This window comes from Labilibacter marinus, assembly GCF_001659685.2.
In the GTDB taxonomy this organism is placed as follows: Bacteria; Bacteroidota; Bacteroidia; order Bacteroidales; family Marinilabiliaceae; genus Saccharicrinis; species Saccharicrinis marinus.
In genome coordinates this window covers 104364-122666 of sequence record NZ_LXYE02000010.1, presented here as the reverse complement: position 1 = coordinate 122666, position 18303 = coordinate 104364, and the positions used below count along the sequence as shown (strand labels likewise).

General features: G+C 35.5%; 14 protein-coding genes. 12 read left to right on the top strand and 2 right to left on the bottom strand.

Annotated features, from left to right (window positions below; all coding sequences use genetic code 11):
• Window positions 1–219 precede the first annotated feature (219 nt).
• From A8L32_RS04800 to A8L32_RS04775, 6 genes are all read left to right on the top strand, one after another.
• Window positions 220–1263 (top strand): lytic transglycosylase domain-containing protein, encoded by a 1044-nt coding sequence (locus A8L32_RS04800; RefSeq protein WP_066628242.1) that lies wholly within the window; start codon window positions 220–222, stop codon window positions 1261–1263.
• Between the two features lie 656 nt (window positions 1264–1919).
• Window positions 1920–4784: an excinuclease ABC subunit UvrA gene (gene uvrA / locus A8L32_RS04795; protein WP_066628239.1), complete on the top strand. Its 2865-nt coding sequence runs from the start codon at window positions 1920–1922 to the stop codon at window positions 4782–4784.
• A 22-nt stretch (window positions 4785–4806) separates the two neighbouring features.
• On the top strand, window positions 4807–6471 hold the full coding sequence (locus A8L32_RS04790) for a nucleoside kinase (protein WP_066628232.1): 1665 nt from the start codon (window positions 4807–4809) through the stop codon (window positions 6469–6471).
• 91 nt (window positions 6472–6562) lie between these two features.
• The gene (locus A8L32_RS04785) at window positions 6563–8452 is read left to right on the top strand and encodes a sensor histidine kinase (RefSeq protein ID WP_066628230.1); all 1890 of its coding nucleotides are present in this window, start codon (window positions 6563–6565) and stop codon (window positions 8450–8452) included.
• 7 nt (window positions 8453–8459) lie between these two features.
• Window positions 8460–8783, top strand: coding sequence for a DUF2752 domain-containing protein (locus A8L32_RS04780; protein ID WP_066628228.1), 324 nt, complete (start codon window positions 8460–8462; stop codon window positions 8781–8783).
• Entirely contained in the window at window positions 8767–9123 is a 357-nt protein-coding gene (locus A8L32_RS04775; RefSeq protein WP_066628226.1) for a TM2 domain-containing protein, read from the top strand. The genes A8L32_RS04780 and A8L32_RS04775 overlap by 17 nt, the downstream gene beginning before the upstream one ends.
• A 78-nt stretch (window positions 9124–9201) precedes the next feature.
• Here A8L32_RS04775 and lpdA read toward each other — a convergent pair whose 3' ends face one another.
• Entirely contained in the window at window positions 9202–10593 is a 1392-nt protein-coding gene (lpdA, locus tag A8L32_RS04770) for a dihydrolipoyl dehydrogenase (RefSeq protein ID WP_066628223.1), read from the bottom strand.
• Between the two features lie 467 nt (window positions 10594–11060).
• On the opposite strand from lpdA, the gene A8L32_RS04765 reads away from it, so the two are divergent.
• From A8L32_RS04765 to A8L32_RS04755, 3 genes are all read left to right on the top strand, one after another.
• A complete protein-coding gene (locus A8L32_RS04765; protein WP_066628214.1) occupies window positions 11061–12137 on the top strand; it encodes a DUF1573 domain-containing protein in 1077 nt (358 codons plus the stop codon).
• A gap of 180 nt (window positions 12138–12317) precedes the next feature.
• The gene (gene meaB / locus A8L32_RS04760; protein WP_066628212.1) at window positions 12318–13436 is read left to right on the top strand and encodes a methylmalonyl Co-A mutase-associated GTPase MeaB; all 1119 of its coding nucleotides are present in this window, start codon (window positions 12318–12320) and stop codon (window positions 13434–13436) included.
• A gap of 54 nt (window positions 13437–13490) precedes the next feature.
• Window positions 13491–14588 (top strand): TlpA disulfide reductase family protein, encoded by a 1098-nt coding sequence (locus A8L32_RS04755; RefSeq protein ID WP_066628209.1) that lies wholly within the window; start codon window positions 13491–13493, stop codon window positions 14586–14588.
• Between the two features lie 61 nt (window positions 14589–14649).
• Here the strand turns inward: A8L32_RS04755 and A8L32_RS04750 are convergent, their stop codons facing one another.
• Complete coding sequence (locus tag A8L32_RS04750) at window positions 14650–15087, bottom strand: hypothetical protein (protein ID WP_066628206.1); 438 nt, start codon at window positions 15085–15087, stop codon at window positions 14650–14652.
• A gap of 217 nt (window positions 15088–15304) precedes the next feature.
• Between A8L32_RS04750 and A8L32_RS04745 the strand changes: the two genes are divergently transcribed.
• The 3 genes from A8L32_RS04745 to nudC all read left to right on the top strand — a co-directional run bounded on the left by A8L32_RS04745 (window position 15305) and on the right by nudC (window position 18302).
• A complete protein-coding gene (locus A8L32_RS04745; RefSeq protein ID WP_066628203.1) occupies window positions 15305–16195 on the top strand; it encodes a LapA family protein in 891 nt (296 codons plus the stop codon).
• 109 nt (window positions 16196–16304) lie between these two features.
• The gene (locus tag A8L32_RS04740; RefSeq protein WP_066628200.1) at window positions 16305–17012 is read left to right on the top strand and encodes a hypothetical protein; all 708 of its coding nucleotides are present in this window, start codon (window positions 16305–16307) and stop codon (window positions 17010–17012) included.
• A 462-nt stretch (window positions 17013–17474) separates the two neighbouring features.
• Window positions 17475–18302 carry an NAD(+) diphosphatase gene (gene nudC / locus A8L32_RS04735; protein ID WP_066628198.1) on the top strand — a complete coding sequence of 276 codons (828 nt, stop codon included), beginning with the start codon at window positions 17475–17477 and terminating at the stop codon, window positions 18300–18302.
• Window position 18303: the final 1 nt, after the last annotated feature.

The following is an 18303-nucleotide window of genomic DNA, read 5'->3' as shown; positions in this document are numbered from 1 at the left end:
GACACTGGCAACACAAAAAGGCACCTATAATCCCTAGCTGTTTATTAAATATGAATTACATACACATGAAATATAGCGAAAAAACTTTAATTATTTCCGTTTTAACTACAACAAAAAGGCTTTTGAGAACGTATTCTTTTTACACAACAACACAACAATTTAAATTATTTCAATATTTTCGTGAGAATATTGGAAAGCCATTAAAATCGGGGACATATCATGAAGAGAAAAAACACAACGGGGTACATTAAAGTATTATCTATTTCAACAAGTATTATTGCCATTTACATAGTTACCCAACTATTTACTTTTTCAGCAGAACCAATCATCATTGTAGATCAGGCACCATCCTTCAATAAGGATTATTCTATTTTTAGTTTAAAGATACCTGAGAACATTAATTTTGCAGGCGAAAAGGTACCTGTCGAAAAACATTGGGTAAAGGAAAGTTTAGACAGAGAACTACTTGTAAACACTTATTGGCAGTCGCAAACAGTATTATTTGTAAAACGATGTAACCGATACTTCCCTATTATAGAGCCCATTTTAAAAGAGCAAGGTGTACCTGATGATTTTAAATACTTAGCAGTAATAGAAAGCGGATTAATGCCTCGATCAGTTTCTCCTGCAGGAGCAGCGGGCATTTGGCAATTTATGAAAGCTACAGGTATCGAGTATGGTCTTGAAATTAATAACGAAGTAGACGAACGTTATCATTTAGAGAAAGCTACCGTTGCGGCCTGTAAGTATTTCAAAAAATCGTATGCAAAATACGAAAACTGGACTTTAGTAGCAGCCTCATATAATGCTGGTAAATCAGGCATAAGCAAACAACTTAATCGCCAGCAAGCATCCAATTATTACAACCTATTACTGGGCGAAGAAACAGGTAGATATGTATATCGAATCATCGCATTAAAAGAAATTCTTTCCGAACCTAAGGCATATGGTTTTCATGTGGATAGCGAAGATTTATATCCTGTTATAGAAACACAAAATATTCAGGTAGATAGTACAATTAGTAATATTGCTGGTTTTAGTAAAGAGTTTAATATTTCTTATAAGGAATTAAAAGATTTAAACCCTTGGTTAAGGGATAACAAACTAACCAACAGCAGAAAAAGAACATATAGCATTCAACTTCCAGCAAATACGGCTATGTTGGAAAAAATAGAACCAAATCAAATTACCAAAGAGAATATAAAACCTAGCAGCATCAGCAAAAACGTACCGCTTCAAACTAAAGGATTAAGCATTAATTAATTATTGCACAATAAGATAAAATAATACAAAAGCTGTTCCTTAAGGGCAGCTTTTTTTTATTCCTTCAATGTACATATGGTATAAATCAATAATGTTCTATACAAATTGGTGCTTCGTCCAAACCTGGTTTACTCTCCTTTCCTTGATGAAAGAAAGTTAGCAAAGAAAATCAAGGCTGCTTAAAAAGACAAATAGACCATAAACACCTCATCTACAGCCAAAACCACAAATGTTAAAATAAACCGTTTAGGACGCTATTGGGTAGTCGTTATATGTAATGTAGTCCATAAATCCAGAAACTTTGTTTGAATAGCTTCTATATTTTGATGCGTTAATGTCATTTTTCAGTCTCAACTTTGGGACGAAATTCTCCTTTCGCACCAAAGTTAAAACTGATTCGATACAGCTTCGATATAAAGCCTGTATAATCTCACACTAAACTCAGACCAAACTCACAATTATGTGAGTTTGGTCTGAGTTTAGTGTGACTTTTATCAGAATTACTCCCGCACCAGTTTCGCATCAGAATTGAAGTAATCCCCCGTAACATTACGTCTAACATTATCATAGTAAAACCAACTCTTATTTATTATACTGAGCATGAATAATAAAGTGATTTGTTTGTTATATTTGTTTGCTTATAAGCAGAGTAAAAAATGGGCACAAGCAAAGATAAAATTGAAGATTCAGAGGTAGATTTTTTAGAGGACGGAACGGTTTCTGTGATGGGAGCTAGAGTGCACAACCTACAAGATATAGATATTGAATTCCCCAGAAACAAGCTGGTTGTAATTACTGGCTTAAGTGGTAGCGGAAAGTCTTCCTTGGCTTTTGACACCATTTATGCGGAAGGGCAACGTAGATATATTGAGACTTTTTCAGCTTATGCGCGACAGTTTTTGGGTAATATGGAACGCCCCGATGTGGATAAAATAACAGGGCTAAGTCCGGTTATCTCCATTGAGCAAAAAACCACCAATAAAAACCCTAGATCTACCGTAGGAACCATTACCGAGATTTATGATTTCCTGAGACTTTTATATGCTCGTGCCGGAGATGCTTTTTCCTACAATACTGGGGAGAAAATGGTGAAGTATACCACCGAAAAAATATTATCGCTCATCACCAATAACTTTAATGGCAAAAAAGTAATGGTATTGGCGCCTTTGGTGCACAACCGAAAAGGACATTATAAAGAGCTGTTTGAAGGGATTAGAAAAAAAGGATATTTATATGCCCGTGTAGATGGCGAAATAATTGAACTGGAGCACGGCTTTAAAGTGGATAGATATAAAAACCACACCATTGAAATGGTGATTGACCGACTTAAAGTTTCTGAGAAAGAAAGTAAACGACTATCCGATTCGGTTGATTTGGCCATGAAAAATGGTAAAGGGATAATGATGATTTTGGATGTAGAAACGAACGAAGCTAAATTCTACTCGCAAAAACTGATGTGCCCTACCACAGGTATTTCATACAACGAACCAGCTCCGCACTCATTCTCATTTAACTCACCACAAGGCTCTTGTAATAAATGTAAAGGTCTTGGCTCCATCAACATGGTGGACCTTGAAAAAGTAATACCCAACGATAAGTTAAGTATTCATGCAGGAGGAATTGCACCTTTAGGCAAATACAAAAACACGCTTATTTTTTGGCAAGTAGAAGCCTTGGCCGAAAAGCACGGTTTTACTTTAAAAACACCCATTAAAGATATTCCTGAAGAGGCATTAGATACCATTTTAAATGGAACGAGCGAACCCATCACTTTAAAAAACACCCCACTTGGTACAGCATCTAACTATTTTATCAGCTTTGATGGTGTTATTAAATATGTGCTTCAGCAGCAGAAGAACGATACCAGCAAAAAAGCTAAAAAGTGGGCTGGGCAGTTTGTTACTTCTTCTATTTGCCCAGAGTGTGATGGACAACGCTTAAATAAAGAAGCATTACATTTTAAGCTAAATGATAAAAACATTGCCGATTTAGCTAAGATGGATTTAAGCTTATTGGCAGAATGGTTTAGCGACATTGAAAAGCACTTAAGTGAAAAACAAAAAGCTATTGCCATTGAAGTATTAAAAGAAATTAGAAGCAGATTAGGCTTTTTATTAGATGTAGGTCTTAGCTACCTATCGTTAAATAGGAGTGCGATGACCTTATCTGGAGGAGAAAGTCAGCGTATTAGACTGGCCACTCAAATTGGTTCTCAATTAGTAAACGTACTTTATATTTTAGATGAACCCAGCATTGGCCTACATCAGCGCGACAACCATAAACTCATTCAATCTTTGCATCAACTACGAGATACAGGTAATACCGTATTGGTAGTTGAGCATGATAAAGATATGATGATGCAAGCCGATTACCTGATTGACATGGGGCCTTATGCAGGAAGGCATGGTGGAGAAATTGTGGCCCACGGAAAGCCTTTGGAAGTTATTCAGGAGAATACCTTAACTGCGGATTACTTAAACAATAAAAAGGCCATTGAAATTCCTAAAGTAAGAAGGAAAGGCAATGGTAAAAAACTCGTTTTAAAAAATGCAACGGGCAATAACTTAAAAGGTGTAACGGCTACATTTCCATTGGGAAAATTGATATGTGTAACGGGTGTTTCGGGTAGCGGAAAATCTACCTTAATTAACGAAACCCTCTACCCTATTCTTAATCAACATGTGTACAAATCGGTTAAAGACCCTATGCCTTACAAAAAAATTGAAGGGCTTGAACATGTGGATAAAGTGGTAGATGTAGATCAATCTCCCCTAGGAAGAACACCTCGCTCTAATCCTGCTACCTACACCAAGGTGTTTGACGAGATTAGAAAACTATTCACCGGATTACCAGAGTCAAAAATAAGAGATTACAAGCCAGGCCGTTTTTCATTTAATATGGCAGGCGGACGCTGTGAAACTTGTAAAGGTGGCGGTGTTCAGGTAATAGAAATGAACTTTTTACCCGATGTAATGGTGGAGTGCCCAGAATGCCATGGTAAACGCTACAATAGAGAAACGCTTGAAGTTAGATATAAAGGAAAGTCCATCAGCGATGTGCTAGACATGACCATTAATCAAGCGGTTGATTTCTTTGAGAACATACCGCAGATTGTTCATAAGTTAAGAGTGATAAAAGAAGTTGGACTGGGTTACATTACACTGGGGCAGCCATCAACTACACTTTCTGGAGGAGAATCGCAACGGGTAAAACTGGCTTCGGAATTAGCTAAAAAAGATACAGGTAAAACCATTTACATACTGGATGAACCCACAACAGGTCTTCATTTTGAAGATATCCGGGTTTTATTAGATGTATTAAACCGATTGGTGGATAAAGGCAACACAGTGATTGTAATTGAGCACAATTTGGATGTTATAAAAGTGTCGGATTACGTTATCGATATTGGAAAAGAAGGTGGACGATTTGGAGGAGAAATACTTTGTTCAGGAACACCTGAGCAGGTGGCTAAAAACAAAGAAAGCCACACTGCCCATTATCTGAAACTCGAATTAAAATAAACAAACCTTAAAAAGAATCTATATGAGTCAGCAAATTGAAATCAAATGTTTAAACAACCATTTATATAAAAGTTATAACCGAGGCATTACTTTAAAAGAGGTTGCCAAGGATCAAAATATAGAAACCAGAAGCGAAATTCTAGGTGCCCTAGTCAACAATAGTTTAGAGCAATTACCATTTGAATTATTCCATCCAAAAACGGTTGAATTTATTGACATTACGCATCCCGATGGCATGCGCATGTACATCCGAAGCTTATCGTTTTTATTGTATTATGCGGTAGAAAAGATTCTTCCTGGAACCAAACTACGTGTAGAGCATTCGGTTTCTAAAGGGGTATACTGCGAGCTTGATGGCCCCGATGATGTGAGTTTTGAACAAATAACAAAGCTAGGCGAATACATGCGCACCTTGGTTCAACGCGACCTACCCTTTGAGTATTTTCAAAAAGAAACCGAAAAGGTTATCGAATTATTTAAAGAGCAAGATTTTGAAGATAAGATTGGCTTGATCGAAAGTCGTGGTCAAAACTACACTTCCTATTATCAGCTAGAAGACACAGTGGCTTCCTTTTATGGATATTTAGTGCCCTCAACGGGATACTTAAAAGTATTTGACGTAAACAAATACTACAACGGTATTCTTTTGCAGATACCTAAACGCTTTCAGCCAGAAGAGGTGGAAGACTTAGTGATTCAGAATAAAATGTTTGAGATTTTTCAGGAATATGGCCACTGGAATAAAGTTTTAGATGTTACTAATATTCATGATTTAAATAACCTTCAGTCTCAACAAAAAGCCGAAAGCTTAATTAAGGTTTCAGAAGCTTTTCATGAAAAGAAAATCGGTCATATTGCGGATATGATTTCTGACAAAAGCGATCATGTCAGAATCATATTAATCAGTGGCCCTTCATCTAGCGGGAAAACCACTTTTAGCAAAAGATTGGCTATTCAACTTATGGTGAATGGACTAAAACCACATACATTGTCATTAGATAATTATTTTGTGGATAGAGAAAAAACACCGCTAGATGAAAATGGAGAATACGACTTTGAGGCGCTTGATGCTTTAGATATTGAACAGTTTAATCAAGATTTATCTCTTTTATTAAAAGGTGAAGAAGTGGAACTTCCTAAGTTCTCCTTCGAAACTGGAAAACGTTATTACGATGGTTCCAAAACTCAGTTAAATGATAAGGATATATTGGTAATTGAAGGAATCCATGGTCTAAACCCTGAGTTAACCAGAAACATTACAGACTCATTCAAATTCAAGATTTATGTTTCTGCCTTAACCTCAATTAATTTAGATAATCATAATCGCATACCTACAACAGATAATCGTTTAGTCAGAAGAATTGTACGTGATTACAATTATCGCAGCTATTCGGCACAAGATACTTTATCCAGATGGCAAAGCGTACGACGCGGAGAAGACAAGCATATTTTCCCATATCAGGAAGAAGCCGACGTTATGTTTAACACTGCTTTACTATTTGAACTGGCTGTATTAAAACCGCTGGTTGAACCGATGTTGCTTGAAGTTGCACATAACACACCTGAATATGCGGAGGCAAGTAGGCTTCTTTATTTCTTTAGTCACTTTAAATCCATCAATGAAAAGAGTATACCTCCAACCTCTATCATTCGTGAGTTTTTAGGGGGAAGTAGCTTCAAATACTAAGTAGTAAAAAAATAACCCTTACTGTATTTATTCCGCGCGAGAATTTATTTTTCTTCACAATTTCATTAACTTATCGCAAATTAATGAAATTGTGAAGAGCTATCTACTATCTTTTATTTTATGTTTATTTTTCTTCTGGCCTCAACAACTACGAGCGCAAGGTGAGGTTAAAAACATATTATATATCAATTCATATAATGTAGGGTACCCATGGACGGATGAAGTAACCGAAGGGTTCAAGCAAGTGATTGATTTTAATCCTAACATCAATTATTTTGCTGAATTTATGGATACCAAACGTTTCAGTCGTATTGTTGTATTTCCTTCTTTTTACAATTATCTAGATGCTAAATACGATTCTTCTAACTTTGACTTAATTGTTGCATGCGACAACGACGCTGTAGATTTCTTTCTTGCGCATCAAGATTCAGTGTTATTCAAAAACAAACCACTTATTTTTTGTGGCATTACCAATATTGAAGAGTATCCGTTTAAAAATATAGAGGCCTATGGCGTTGTAGAAGGAAGAAACCTACAACAGATTTTCCATAGTATGCACCGTTTATTCCCGCAACGAAAAAACGTGTACGCTATCTTTAACGAAACGGTGAGTGATTCTATTTACAAAAGTACGGTCAGCAAATTCATGCTAGATTACGAAAGTTCCGATTTAAAAACAGTAAGTAGCGATAATTCAGACTCCATTGTTCGCTTATTACAATCGTTAGGCGAGGAAGATATTGTGTATTTATTTAACCGAACTTTTGAGAAAAAGGGCTTATTTAAACCATATAGAAGTATACTGAATCATATAACTCCTCCATACCACGTGCCTGTTTTTTCGGATATGGCCATCAATGAAAATACAAATAATGTATTGGGAGGTGAACGAAACAGAGGACAAGGGCATGGCAAACTAGTAGCTAAAATGGCTATTAAAAGAATTAATGGAGAAGAAATTTCTCCACAGTTTTTATACCCTAAGGGGGAGTTAGTTTATAATTACCATCAACTTAGGAATTTTGATGTTGAATTATCCCTCTTACCTAGAGATGCCATCATCGTTAATAAACCGGAATCCATCTTTTATAAGTTTAAACGTTTAATACTAGTTAATGCGTTTTTTATCATTGCCTGTATTGCTATTATTCTAATACTCATCATTAACAATCGAAACCAGAAAAGGTATCGTAATAAGTTGGAAGCCGCCAGAGACCAGGCCTTGCAATCCGAATCTGTTAAAACTTCGTTTATCGCCAACGTTTCTCACGAAATAAGGACGCCACTAAATGCCATTATTGGCTTTTCTGATATCATCAAACAAGAAAATACTAACAAAGAATTTGATGAGTATGTAAACCATATTTTTGAAAGTTCGCAGATTTTAGAACGCTTAGTAAACGACGTACTTGATCTATCTTTAATTGATGCCAATGAGGTAAAACTCAATTACGACAATATTCACTTACCTGATTTTATGGATGAATTAGTAAAAAGAAATATCGTTCAGATTGCACATTATCAAAAACCTAAACTCAAGCTTAAACATAAATTACCTAAATCAGGACCAGAAAACTTATACGTAGATAAATTTAGGTTAAACCAGATCATACAGAATCTTATTAATAACGCCATTAAGTATTCCTTTACTGGCACCATAACTCTTAGTTATGCTTTTCATTCGAGAGAGGAAATTAAGAAACTAACAGAATTACAAACCTACGATCTTAAGCATCAACAGTATTGCCTCATCTCGGTACGTGACTATGGAATAGGTATACCACAGGAGCTAAAAAGCTTTGTGTTTGAAAGATTCAGAAGATTAGATCAGGTGTATATGGGCCATCATAAAGGTGTTGGTTTGGGATTAAATATTTCCAAATCATTACTAAATATTATGGGTGGTGAAATATGGTTTACAAGTGTTCAGAGCAAAGGCTCAACATTTTCCTTTATCATTCCTCATATACCTAAACCGTAGAGTAATAATGCGCAAATTCTCCATACCAAAATTTAAACTTCACAGATATTTGGAAGCCGCTGTTTGGATTGTTGGATTAACACTAATGGCTCTATCCGACCCTTGGGCCAACGACCATTACTCTTTGTGTCTGATAAAAAATAGCGGATTAGGCTTTTGCCCAGGTTGTGGATTAGGACATTCCATTGGCTTCTTAGCACGTGGAGAATGGATACAATCATTTAAGAGTCACCCTTTAGGAATTATTGCAATAATAATATTATCTTACCGAGTGTATACAATTTTTAAAAACACTCCAATAAAAACCAATCGAAATGAACAGAATAATTAACTTTTTCCCAGACCTTGACATGGAGGAAGCTGCCTTTATTGATAGCTTGCTTAAAGACTTTAGTGAAGATGAAGTAAAAAACTTTGCCATTTTATACAGGTCGAGACGTAAAGATCCGCAAATGATTTTGATTCTTACTTTAGTAGGACTATTTGGCTTGGCAGGTCTGCATCGCTTTATCTTAAACCAAATTGGAATGGGTATATTATACTTCTTTACAGGAGGACTTTGCGTGATAGGTACCATTGTAGACTTAGTTAACTACAAGTCGTTAACCTACGAATGCAACCAAAAAATTGCCTTAGAAGTTAAAGCATACATGGCTATGTCACAGAGATAATTTTAAAAAACACATACTAAAAAAGGCGACAAGTATATTTCAACTTGCCGCCTTTTTCATCTCTAATAAACCTATATCTTAAATGTGAATTACTTCATCATAAGCTGCTGCTGCGGCTTCCATAATAGCTTCAGACATGGTTGGATGTGGATGAATAGACTTCACCAACTCCAAGCCTGTTGTCTCTAGTTTTTTAGCTACCACAAGCTCTGCTACCATTTCAGTTACGTTAGCTCCAATTAAATGTGCTCCCAGTAACTCACCATATTTAGCATCAAAAATTAATTTTACAAATCCATCTTTATGACCTGCTGCACTGGCTTTTCCTGAAGCCGAGAATGGGAACTTACCTATTTTTAGCTCATAACCCGCTTCTTTAGCCGCTTTTTCTGTCATACCAACAGAAGCAACCTCAGGTGATGTATAAGTACATCCAGGAATATTACCGTAGTTAATAGGCTCTGGGTGATGACCTGCAATTTTCTCAACGCAAGTAATAGCTTCAGCTGATGCCACATGCGCTAACGCTTGTCCAGGAACAATATCCCCGATAGCATAAACACCTGCTACAGAAGTACGATAGAACTCATCTACCTTTATTTTGCCTTTTTCAACTTCAACACCTACTTCTTCCAGACCAATACCTTCAATATTTGGAGAAATACCAACAGCCGATAAAATTACATCAGCTTCATGTGTTTCTTCTCCTTTTTTAGTTTTAATTACCGCTTTTACTTTATCGCCACTTGTATCTACACTTAATACTTCTGAAGAAACCATCACATCAATTTTGGCCTTTTTAAACGAACGACCTAATTGTTTAGAAACTTCTTCATCCTCTAAAGGCACAATATTTGGCAGGTATTCTACCAAAGTAACTTTTGTACCTATTGAATTATAAAAATAAGCAAACTCACTACCAATAGCACCCGAACCAACCACAATCATAGATTCTGGTTGCTTATCCAAGGTAAGTGCTTTTCTGTAACCAATCACTTTTTTACCATCCTGCGGTAAATTTGGTAACTCACGACTTCTTGCACCGGTAGCTAATAAAATGTGCTCTGCAGAAATATCTTCCGTAGAACCATCTTCTTTTTTCACTTCAACTACTTTATTACCTTTCAGTTTACCAAAACCGTTGATTACATCAATCTTATTCTTTTTAAGCAAAAACTGAACACCTTTGCTCATTCCGTCGGCTACGCCCCTACTGCGTTTAACCATGGCTTCAAAATCAGCCTTTGATTCGCCTTCTATATTTATTCCATACTCTTCGGCATGCTGAATATACTCGAATACAGATGCACTCTTCAACAACGATTTTGTTGGAATACATCCCCAGTTTAAACAAATCCCACCTAGTTCGGCTTTTTCAACAATAGCCACTTTTAAACCTAATTGCGAAGCTCTAATGGCTCCAACATAGCCTCCTGGGCCACTACCTATTACTACTAAATCGTATTGCATATTATTTAAGTATGATTGCTTTAACACTCTATCTGTCAAACATTATTGTATTTTTTATAGCAAGTATATATGATTATTGGCTATAATACAACAACGATAAATTAACAATGCTTAAACAAAAAGGTTTTGTTATAAAGCAAATTGTTTAATTAAATTCTAAAGTAATGGTTTTAATTTCTACACTCAAAAAAACCTTATATGATTTTAAACAGTCCTTTAAATGGAAGGAAACATTTTGCTTTACCTACCGTTTAAGGCTGATATTAAAGCATTCATAAATCAACTACATTGTACAAGACGCGTTAATGTGATGTTAATGTATATTAAGTAGTGGTGACGATAATTTTGTTTTATTAGATTTGCATTAGAAAATACTCAAATTAACCTTATAAATTAAAACTTAAGAAGAGTTGATATTATCATCAACTCATAAGTTTATTGAACAAGACAATTAAATATTAATTACCATGAAAAAGATTGTATTCATCTTTACCGCCTTAATTTGTTTTTCGGCTGTTTGGGCACAACATTCTAAACCTGCATTTTCTTTTGAAGAAACTTTACATGATTTTGGTAAAGTAGAAGAAGCAAAGGGCAAAGTAGTTTATTCGTTTAACTTTAAAAATACGGGCAGCTTACCTTTAGTTATTCACAATGTAAGAGCCAGCTGTGGCTGTACTTCTCCTGAGTGGAGTAGACAACCTATTGCTCCAGGTGCAGAAGGTTTTATTAAAGCTACTTTCGATCCTAAAAATCGTCCTGGTGTTTTTAATAAAACAATTACTGTAACGGCTAATACGCAAACACCTAATACGGTTTTAAGAATTACGGGTGAAGTATCTCCCAAACCAAGAACGATTGAAGACGACTACCCTAGAGTAGTAGGTCCATTACGATTCAAAACTACCCATATTAGCTTTACGCGAATTCAGCCTAAAGAGAAAAAGAAGGAAGAAGTAGAATTAATCAACACTTCGGATTCTACTATCAATATTACTTTTGATAGAGTTCCTAAGCATATTACAATGGAGATGACTCCACAGAGCATTAAGCCAGGAGGAAAAGCAATTATCACTGCGAGCTACGATGCGAGTGTTAAAAATGACTGGGGTTTTGTTTACGACCAGATATTTTTAAAAATGAACGGTAAAACAAATTACAAAAACCGCATCAGTGTAAATGCGAATATTCAGGAAGACTTTGCAAGCTGGAGTTCTGATAAAAAAGCACAGGCAGCAAAAATTTCGGTAGACAATAAAATATTCGATTTTGGCGAATTAAAGCAAGGCAACAAAGCTTCGCATACATACAACATTACCAACACTGGTAAGTCTGATTTAATTATACGTAAGGTAAAAGCCTCTTGTGGGTGCACAGCTATTAAGCCTGCCAAAACAGTTATAGCTCCAGGAGAAGAAACTAGCATCACTGCAGAATTTAATTCAGCAGGTAAAAAAGGTCGTCAGAATAAATCGATCACGGTAATTACCAATGATCCTTTAGCAAGCAATATTCTATTAAGAATTCAAGGAACGGTTAATTAACACTATCGCTAAGCCCAATCGTTAAGCATTGGCTAGCACGCAGTAAAAAACATAAAGGATTTTAGAAAGTAGGTTTTACTTTCTAAAATCCTTTTTTCATTTCAACTTTTCTGCATCTCATTAGTTGTACATATCTCAATTTTAAAATGTAAATTCGCAGTTATTAATATTTAGTACAACATGGCTCACGACGATCATCATCATATAGAAAACGACGACAATTTTAAAAATCTTAATGTAAACAAAGGAGTTGAAAACGTGCAAACAGTAAACTCGGCCGCAGCTCAACGATTTTTAAAGAAAAAAAGAAAACTTCCTACCGTAGACGAATTTTTCGAAGGTATTTTAAAAGGAGATATAACACTACTTAGTCAAGCCGTTACTTTGGTTGAAAGTGCACGACCAGACCACCAGCTTGTAGCTCAACAAATCATAGAAAAATGCCTACCTCATTCGGGAAAATCAATTCGTTTAGGAATAACGGGCGTTCCAGGTGCAGGAAAAAGTACCACTATTGAAGCCTTAGGAATGCATATTATCCGACAAGGAGGAAAGCTAGCTGTATTAGCTATTGACCCAAGTAGCGAAAGATCTAAAGGAAGTATATTAGGTGATAAAACACGCATGGAAGAGCTTGCGGCAGAAGCGAATGCTTATATACGTCCTTCTCCTTCTGCGGGTTCTCTAGGAGGTGTTGCTCGTAAAACCCGCGAAACCATTATTTTATGCGAGGCTGCTGGTTTTGATACAATATTTATTGAAACAGTAGGTGTTGGTCAATCTGAAACAGCCGTACATTCTATGGTTGATTTCTTTTTATTGATTATGCTGGCAGGTGCAGGTGACGAGCTGCAAGGCATTAAGCGTGGTATTATGGAAATGGCTGATGCTATTGCGATTAATAAAGCCGATGGAAATAACATTCAACGTGCCAACTTAGCAAAAGCTGAATATACCAATGCGCTGCATCTATTTCCGCCAACACCATCAGGTTGGATACCTAAAGTTGAAACTTATTCTGCCATAGAAAACAGAGGGGTTGCTGAAGTTTGGGATATGGTGAAAGAATATGTAGATAAAACAAATCAAAATAACTATTTTGGGCACCGAAGAAATGAGCAGTCGCAATACTGGATGTTTGAAAGTATCAATGAAAAATTAAAATCGAACTTTTATAATAACCCACAAATTGCCAGCTTAACAGAGGAGTATAAAAACAAGGTGTTGAGTAACGAAATAAGTTCGTTTTCGGCAGCTCAGGAACTACTCGATCAATATTTTGGAAAGATAAATCAATAATAAATTAAACTTTGGCAGCACAATAGGTTTTGCCATATTAAAAACAAACACATAATGAAGAATTTATTTTTAGTGGCCCTAATGGCCATTATTTTTGCTGCTTGCCAACCTACTTCATATACCATTACTGGTACAATTGAAGGGGTAACAGAAGGAAAAGCTATTTTGCAAAATATAGTTGATGGTAGACCAGCTCCTATTGATACTGCGGAAATTGTTGAAGGAAAATTTACTTTTACAGGAACTGCTGCTGAACCGGAGCTATATCTAATTTTTGTTGCAGAAAACCGTACTCCAATTGTATTTTTTGGAGAGAATGCTAACATTAACATTACTGCAGATCCTGCAAACATGCAAGAAGCTGAAATTACTGGATCGGAAATTACAGACACTTACTTGGCTTTTGTAAAAGGTGTTCCTGGTAATGATCGCATGAAGCAAATGGACTTAGATTACCAAGCTGCCATGTCAAGAGGAGATCAGGCAGCGATGGAAGACATGAAAAACGAAGTTAATGAACTAATGGAAGAGCAAAAAGCTTACTTTCTTGACTTCATTAAAAATAATACGAATAGCGTAGTTGGTGCACACATGGCTCTACAAGCTATCAGCGAATTCAGTTACGATGAATTTAAAGATTTAGTAGGTCAGTTTGAAACTAGCCTTGGAGAAAGTAAATATGTGGCTGACCTTAAAAAAGCTTTAGAGCCAATGGCAAAAGCAGAAGAGGCTGCCAAAGCTACTGAGATTGGTGCAATTGCTCCTGATTTTACTTTAGAAACTGTAGATGGTGAAAAAGTTGCTTTATCATCTTTAAAAGGAAACTACTTATTAGTAGATTTCTGGGCGTCGTGGTGCAAGCCTTGTCGTGCTGAAAACCCTAACGTAGTAAAAGCTTATGGCGAATATGCTTCAAAAGGTTTTGATATATTAAGTGTTTCTTTAGATAGAGATGCTGCGGCTTGGAAAAAAGCAATTGGCGATGATGGATTAACTTGGACTCAGGTTCTTGATGCTGATGGTTCTGTTGCTAACTCATACGGTGTAACCGGAATTCCTTTTACTTTACTATTAGATAAAGAAGGAAAGATTGTTGCTAAAAACCTTAGAGGTCCTGCTTTAGAAGAAAAATTAGCTGAGTTATTAAACTAATAAAACTCACTACCCGATAATATTAAAGCGCTCCATTGGGGCGCTTTTTTTATGCCCAATTCTAAACACTTTTTGTTTTGAGTAATGACTTTTTATTGAATATATAACCAATAACAACCAAAACTATTCCCAACAAAATAGTCTCAATAGGTGGTTTGCCTGGTGAATTTAGTCGAACCAAAAATGTTCCGTAGATTGAAATAACTCCAACAATTAAGCCGAATATTAATATTAATGCTGGTATCCAAGAAAGTTGTGAAGATGAAAATTTTCTTTGTAAGGTAATAATCACAATTGCTCCAGCAATATATCCTGCAGAAACAACCCGCATTAAAGCTAAAATTAATATCTGGGTAGGATGATCAACTTCACTCCAATCTAACGATAAAGCTTGGCTATGGTAAGGCATAAAACTTGGCTTAAAGAGGTAGATAATGCCAAAAATAAATAGAAATAGCCCTGCTAAATAATTTGAAATATTTCCAATTCTGTGATTCATGTTTAAGGTCTAAGTTAGAAACACAATATATAACAAAATAAATTATTATAAAAACAGAAATAACTAGTTCTATCTGTACAAAGCAGAGCTGGCATAAACGGTATATATTTTATGCCGTAGCAGTTTACTACAATTATTTTCGATAAAAAACCGTAGTACACGAAACTAATTACTATTTTTAGAGAGTAACATAATAACCTGTTTTTAATTATCACTTATGGAAAATAAAAAGACCAATTGGTTTGTTAGAATCCTGATTTTAATGCTTAGCCTATTAATAACTGTACTCATCAGTTATAACTTTTTTATAGCCAAACCGCAAGGGGAAATTTCGAATGGATTAGTCACCCTTATTATGTTACTAATTATTGTTGTTCTTAGCGAAGCCTTTGACAATATTTCCTTTGGCAAAATATTGAGCTTAAACAGAGAAGTAAAAGAGAAAAGCAAAGAAGTAAAAGAGCTGAAGGTAGAAAAGGAAGGCTTGCTAAATATGCTCGTTAATAATATTTCTGTACAAACGCAATCGGTGGGTATTTCGGGTAATGAGCTAAAAGAAATACTAACCGTTATAAAAGCAGACCCAGAAAGAATTGAAGAAGAAACCAAAGAAAAAGAAGATCTTCATGGAGAGGAAGATACAACTCCGAACAAAAAAAGATTGGATATTAGGAAATTTGAAAAAACAGTATTAAACCAATTTATCGAAGCCAACAACTACACCAATTATCTTTTTAACGAGCAGGTTACTTTCTCTAAAAGCTTTAATAATGTCGATCCCATCTCTCGGATAAGTCCCATTTTTGATGGTTATATAGAAACTTCTGACTCAGAAATTTTTGTTGAGGTCAAACCTAGAATATCTAAATATAACCGCGACTATTTATACCTAAGATTGAGCGCGCTATATCATTATAGAAAAGCGAAAAATATTAAAGCCTATTTGCTTTTAATACTAGTTGAACTTCCTGAGGATTTAGAAAATAGTAGTCCTAGTAATACCAACGAAAAGGCTTTGCAACATTTTGAACCAGCCATTGAACTTGGTCTTTTAAAAGTGAAGACCATGAAGCTAACGAAAGAACAAACTCAAGATATCTATAGGTAAAGCTTGCCAAAAAGCCTAATATCCACCTAACAAATGACCAATAATGAGCGCGCATTACAAAATTAAACCTCCCAAAAAACTAATAAGCTATATCTTTTTACAGAACCCCATGACCATAATTGGTTTGGTCATTCTTTTAATTGGTCAGCTTGTATCCCTTGCCATGTACTCTCAAATAGATTTCGCTTCTTCACGATTCCTATTTTCTAGCAAAGCAGAAACACCAGGTCAAATTCTTGCAGTAGTTCCTACAGGATACTATTTATTTAATGCCGACTATACGGCTTACGACTACAGGATAGATATCCCTGGTTTAGGAAGCTCTTATGGAACATCCTTTGGTACAGATGGCAACTTAATGATCAAAAAGGGTGATTACATAGATATTGAGTATCTTAAAAACCACCCAAATACTCACCGTATTAAAGGTATGAGAAATTCATTTATAACGGAAGGTTCTCTTATTATGTGGGGAATATGCCTAGTTGGTGTTTACTTTTTAATTAGAGGATTTAAAAATACGAACAGATTTATTTATCACGTAAAAAACGGTTATATAACTACAGCAACACTAGCAAAAGCTCCTAAAACCACTGTCATTGGAGATACAAGATATTTTGTTCTAGAGTTTTCCTTTATAGCGCAAGACAATAAACCTATTACCATAAAAAAAGAGGTATTGAATGCTGATAATTTATTAGATGATGATGAAGAACATATCCTTTATGATAAAAATAATCCTTCTCAAAACTATTTTGTCGATAGATTACCCAAGAAACTAAAGGAGTATATCTATCAAGAATTAAAAAACAGATGAAATAGAGACACAAAAGTCAAACGATGTTTTACAATCAAAAGCGCAAGCAATTCCTTAATTTTGAGATGATATATTAAAAGTAGCTGCTTTCCCGCATTAAGCGAACATTTTCCCTCTTTCAGTAGACATTCTCCAAAGCTAAGTTGATGCATTACAACATAAAGTGAAGACCTTACAATGTTCAGAAGGAGTTTTACATTGATCAGAAGACATTTTACCACTGCAAGTAAAGACTTTACAAAATGGGAAATCTTTCACTATTCACAAAATAAGGCGACTGAATAATGGAAAAATGCTTTTATATCGTATACTTTAATAACTACAACCTACAATATCCCACTTATAGCTGAATAATAGCATCAGTCCGAATAAATTAGCTACTCTCTTTCACTCACCATATATGGATGGATTACTCTAACTTTTACTTACATTTGCATTCATCTCAACACACTAAACTCTATAATGATACAAGATATTTTTCCACATACTTTTAGTAACGAATTCTCTACAAGAACATTAATCGAAGATGATGATTATGTATTTCTATTTAAAGAGAAATCCTTGTTATTAAAAGCTACTGATTCCGCTTTTACCATTCCTCGTAAAAAGGATTTGAAGCATTGCCATTCAGAAGGCATTTTCTTATTCTCATTTAACGAAACACCTTGTTTTTTAGTTGAAAACGATGGTGTTACTGAGGATGAAACATTCTCCTATCACGAAACCAATTCTTTAAATACAAAATCTCAGATAGAACTAGATTATTGCAGTGCTGTAGGGTTTCAGTTAAAAACTTGGTATGCCCAAAATAAGTTTTGTGGTACTTGCGGAACCGCAACTGAATTAAAGCAGGACGAAAGAGCTATTATTTGTCCTTCATGCCAACGAATTTCTCACCCCAATATTTCTCCGGCCATAATAGTGGCTGTTATTTGTGGTGATAATATATTATTGGCTCGTGGAGCACACTTTCCTCCTGGTTTATTTTCGTTAATTGCAGGTTATGTAGATGTTGGCGAAACGGTTGAAGACGCAGTTAAGCGTGAGCTGCAAGAAGAAGTAGGTATTGATATAGATAATTTTCAATACCATAGCAGTCAGCCATGGCCTTTTTCAAGCTCTATGATGTTAGGTTTTGTGGCCAAAGTAGATCAAATGCAAGCCATAACTATAGATGACAAAGAAATAGCCGAAGCTGCCTGGTATTCGAAAGATGCCTTACCCACCTATCCGCCTGACCGAAGCATTGCAGGAGAAATCATTAATCAATTTAAGGAAGGAAAACTATAAA

Excerpts from the sequence above, each read along its gene's own strand:
- A8L32_RS04800 (WP_066628242.1), top strand. The coding sequence starts at position 220 with ATGAAGAGAAAAAACACAACGGGGTACATTAAAGTATTATCTATTTCA.
- uvrA (WP_066628239.1), top strand. The coding sequence starts at position 1,920 with ATGGGCACAAGCAAAGATAAAATTGAAGATTCAGAGGTAGATTTTTTA.
- A8L32_RS04790 (WP_066628232.1), top strand. The coding sequence starts at position 4,807 with ATGAGTCAGCAAATTGAAATCAAATGTTTAAACAACCATTTATATAAA.
- A8L32_RS04780 (WP_066628228.1), top strand. The coding sequence starts at position 8,460 with ATGCGCAAATTCTCCATACCAAAATTTAAACTTCACAGATATTTGGAA.
- A8L32_RS04775 (WP_066628226.1), top strand. The coding sequence starts at position 8,767 with ATGAACAGAATAATTAACTTTTTCCCAGACCTTGACATGGAGGAAGCT.
- lpdA (WP_066628223.1), bottom strand. The coding sequence starts at position 10,593 with ATGCAATACGATTTAGTAGTAATAGGTAGTGGCCCAGGAGGCTATGTT.
- A8L32_RS04765 (WP_066628214.1), top strand. The coding sequence starts at position 11,061 with ATGAAAAAGATTGTATTCATCTTTACCGCCTTAATTTGTTTTTCGGCT.
- meaB (WP_066628212.1), top strand. The coding sequence starts at position 12,318 with ATGGCTCACGACGATCATCATCATATAGAAAACGACGACAATTTTAAA.
- A8L32_RS04755 (WP_066628209.1), top strand. The coding sequence starts at position 13,491 with ATGAAGAATTTATTTTTAGTGGCCCTAATGGCCATTATTTTTGCTGCT.
- A8L32_RS04750 (WP_066628206.1), bottom strand. The coding sequence starts at position 15,087 with ATGAATCACAGAATTGGAAATATTTCAAATTATTTAGCAGGGCTATTT.
- A8L32_RS04745 (WP_066628203.1), top strand. The coding sequence starts at position 15,305 with ATGGAAAATAAAAAGACCAATTGGTTTGTTAGAATCCTGATTTTAATG.
- A8L32_RS04740 (WP_066628200.1), top strand. The coding sequence starts at position 16,305 with ATGACCATAATTGGTTTGGTCATTCTTTTAATTGGTCAGCTTGTATCC.
- nudC (WP_066628198.1), top strand. The coding sequence starts at position 17,475 with ATGATACAAGATATTTTTCCACATACTTTTAGTAACGAATTCTCTACA.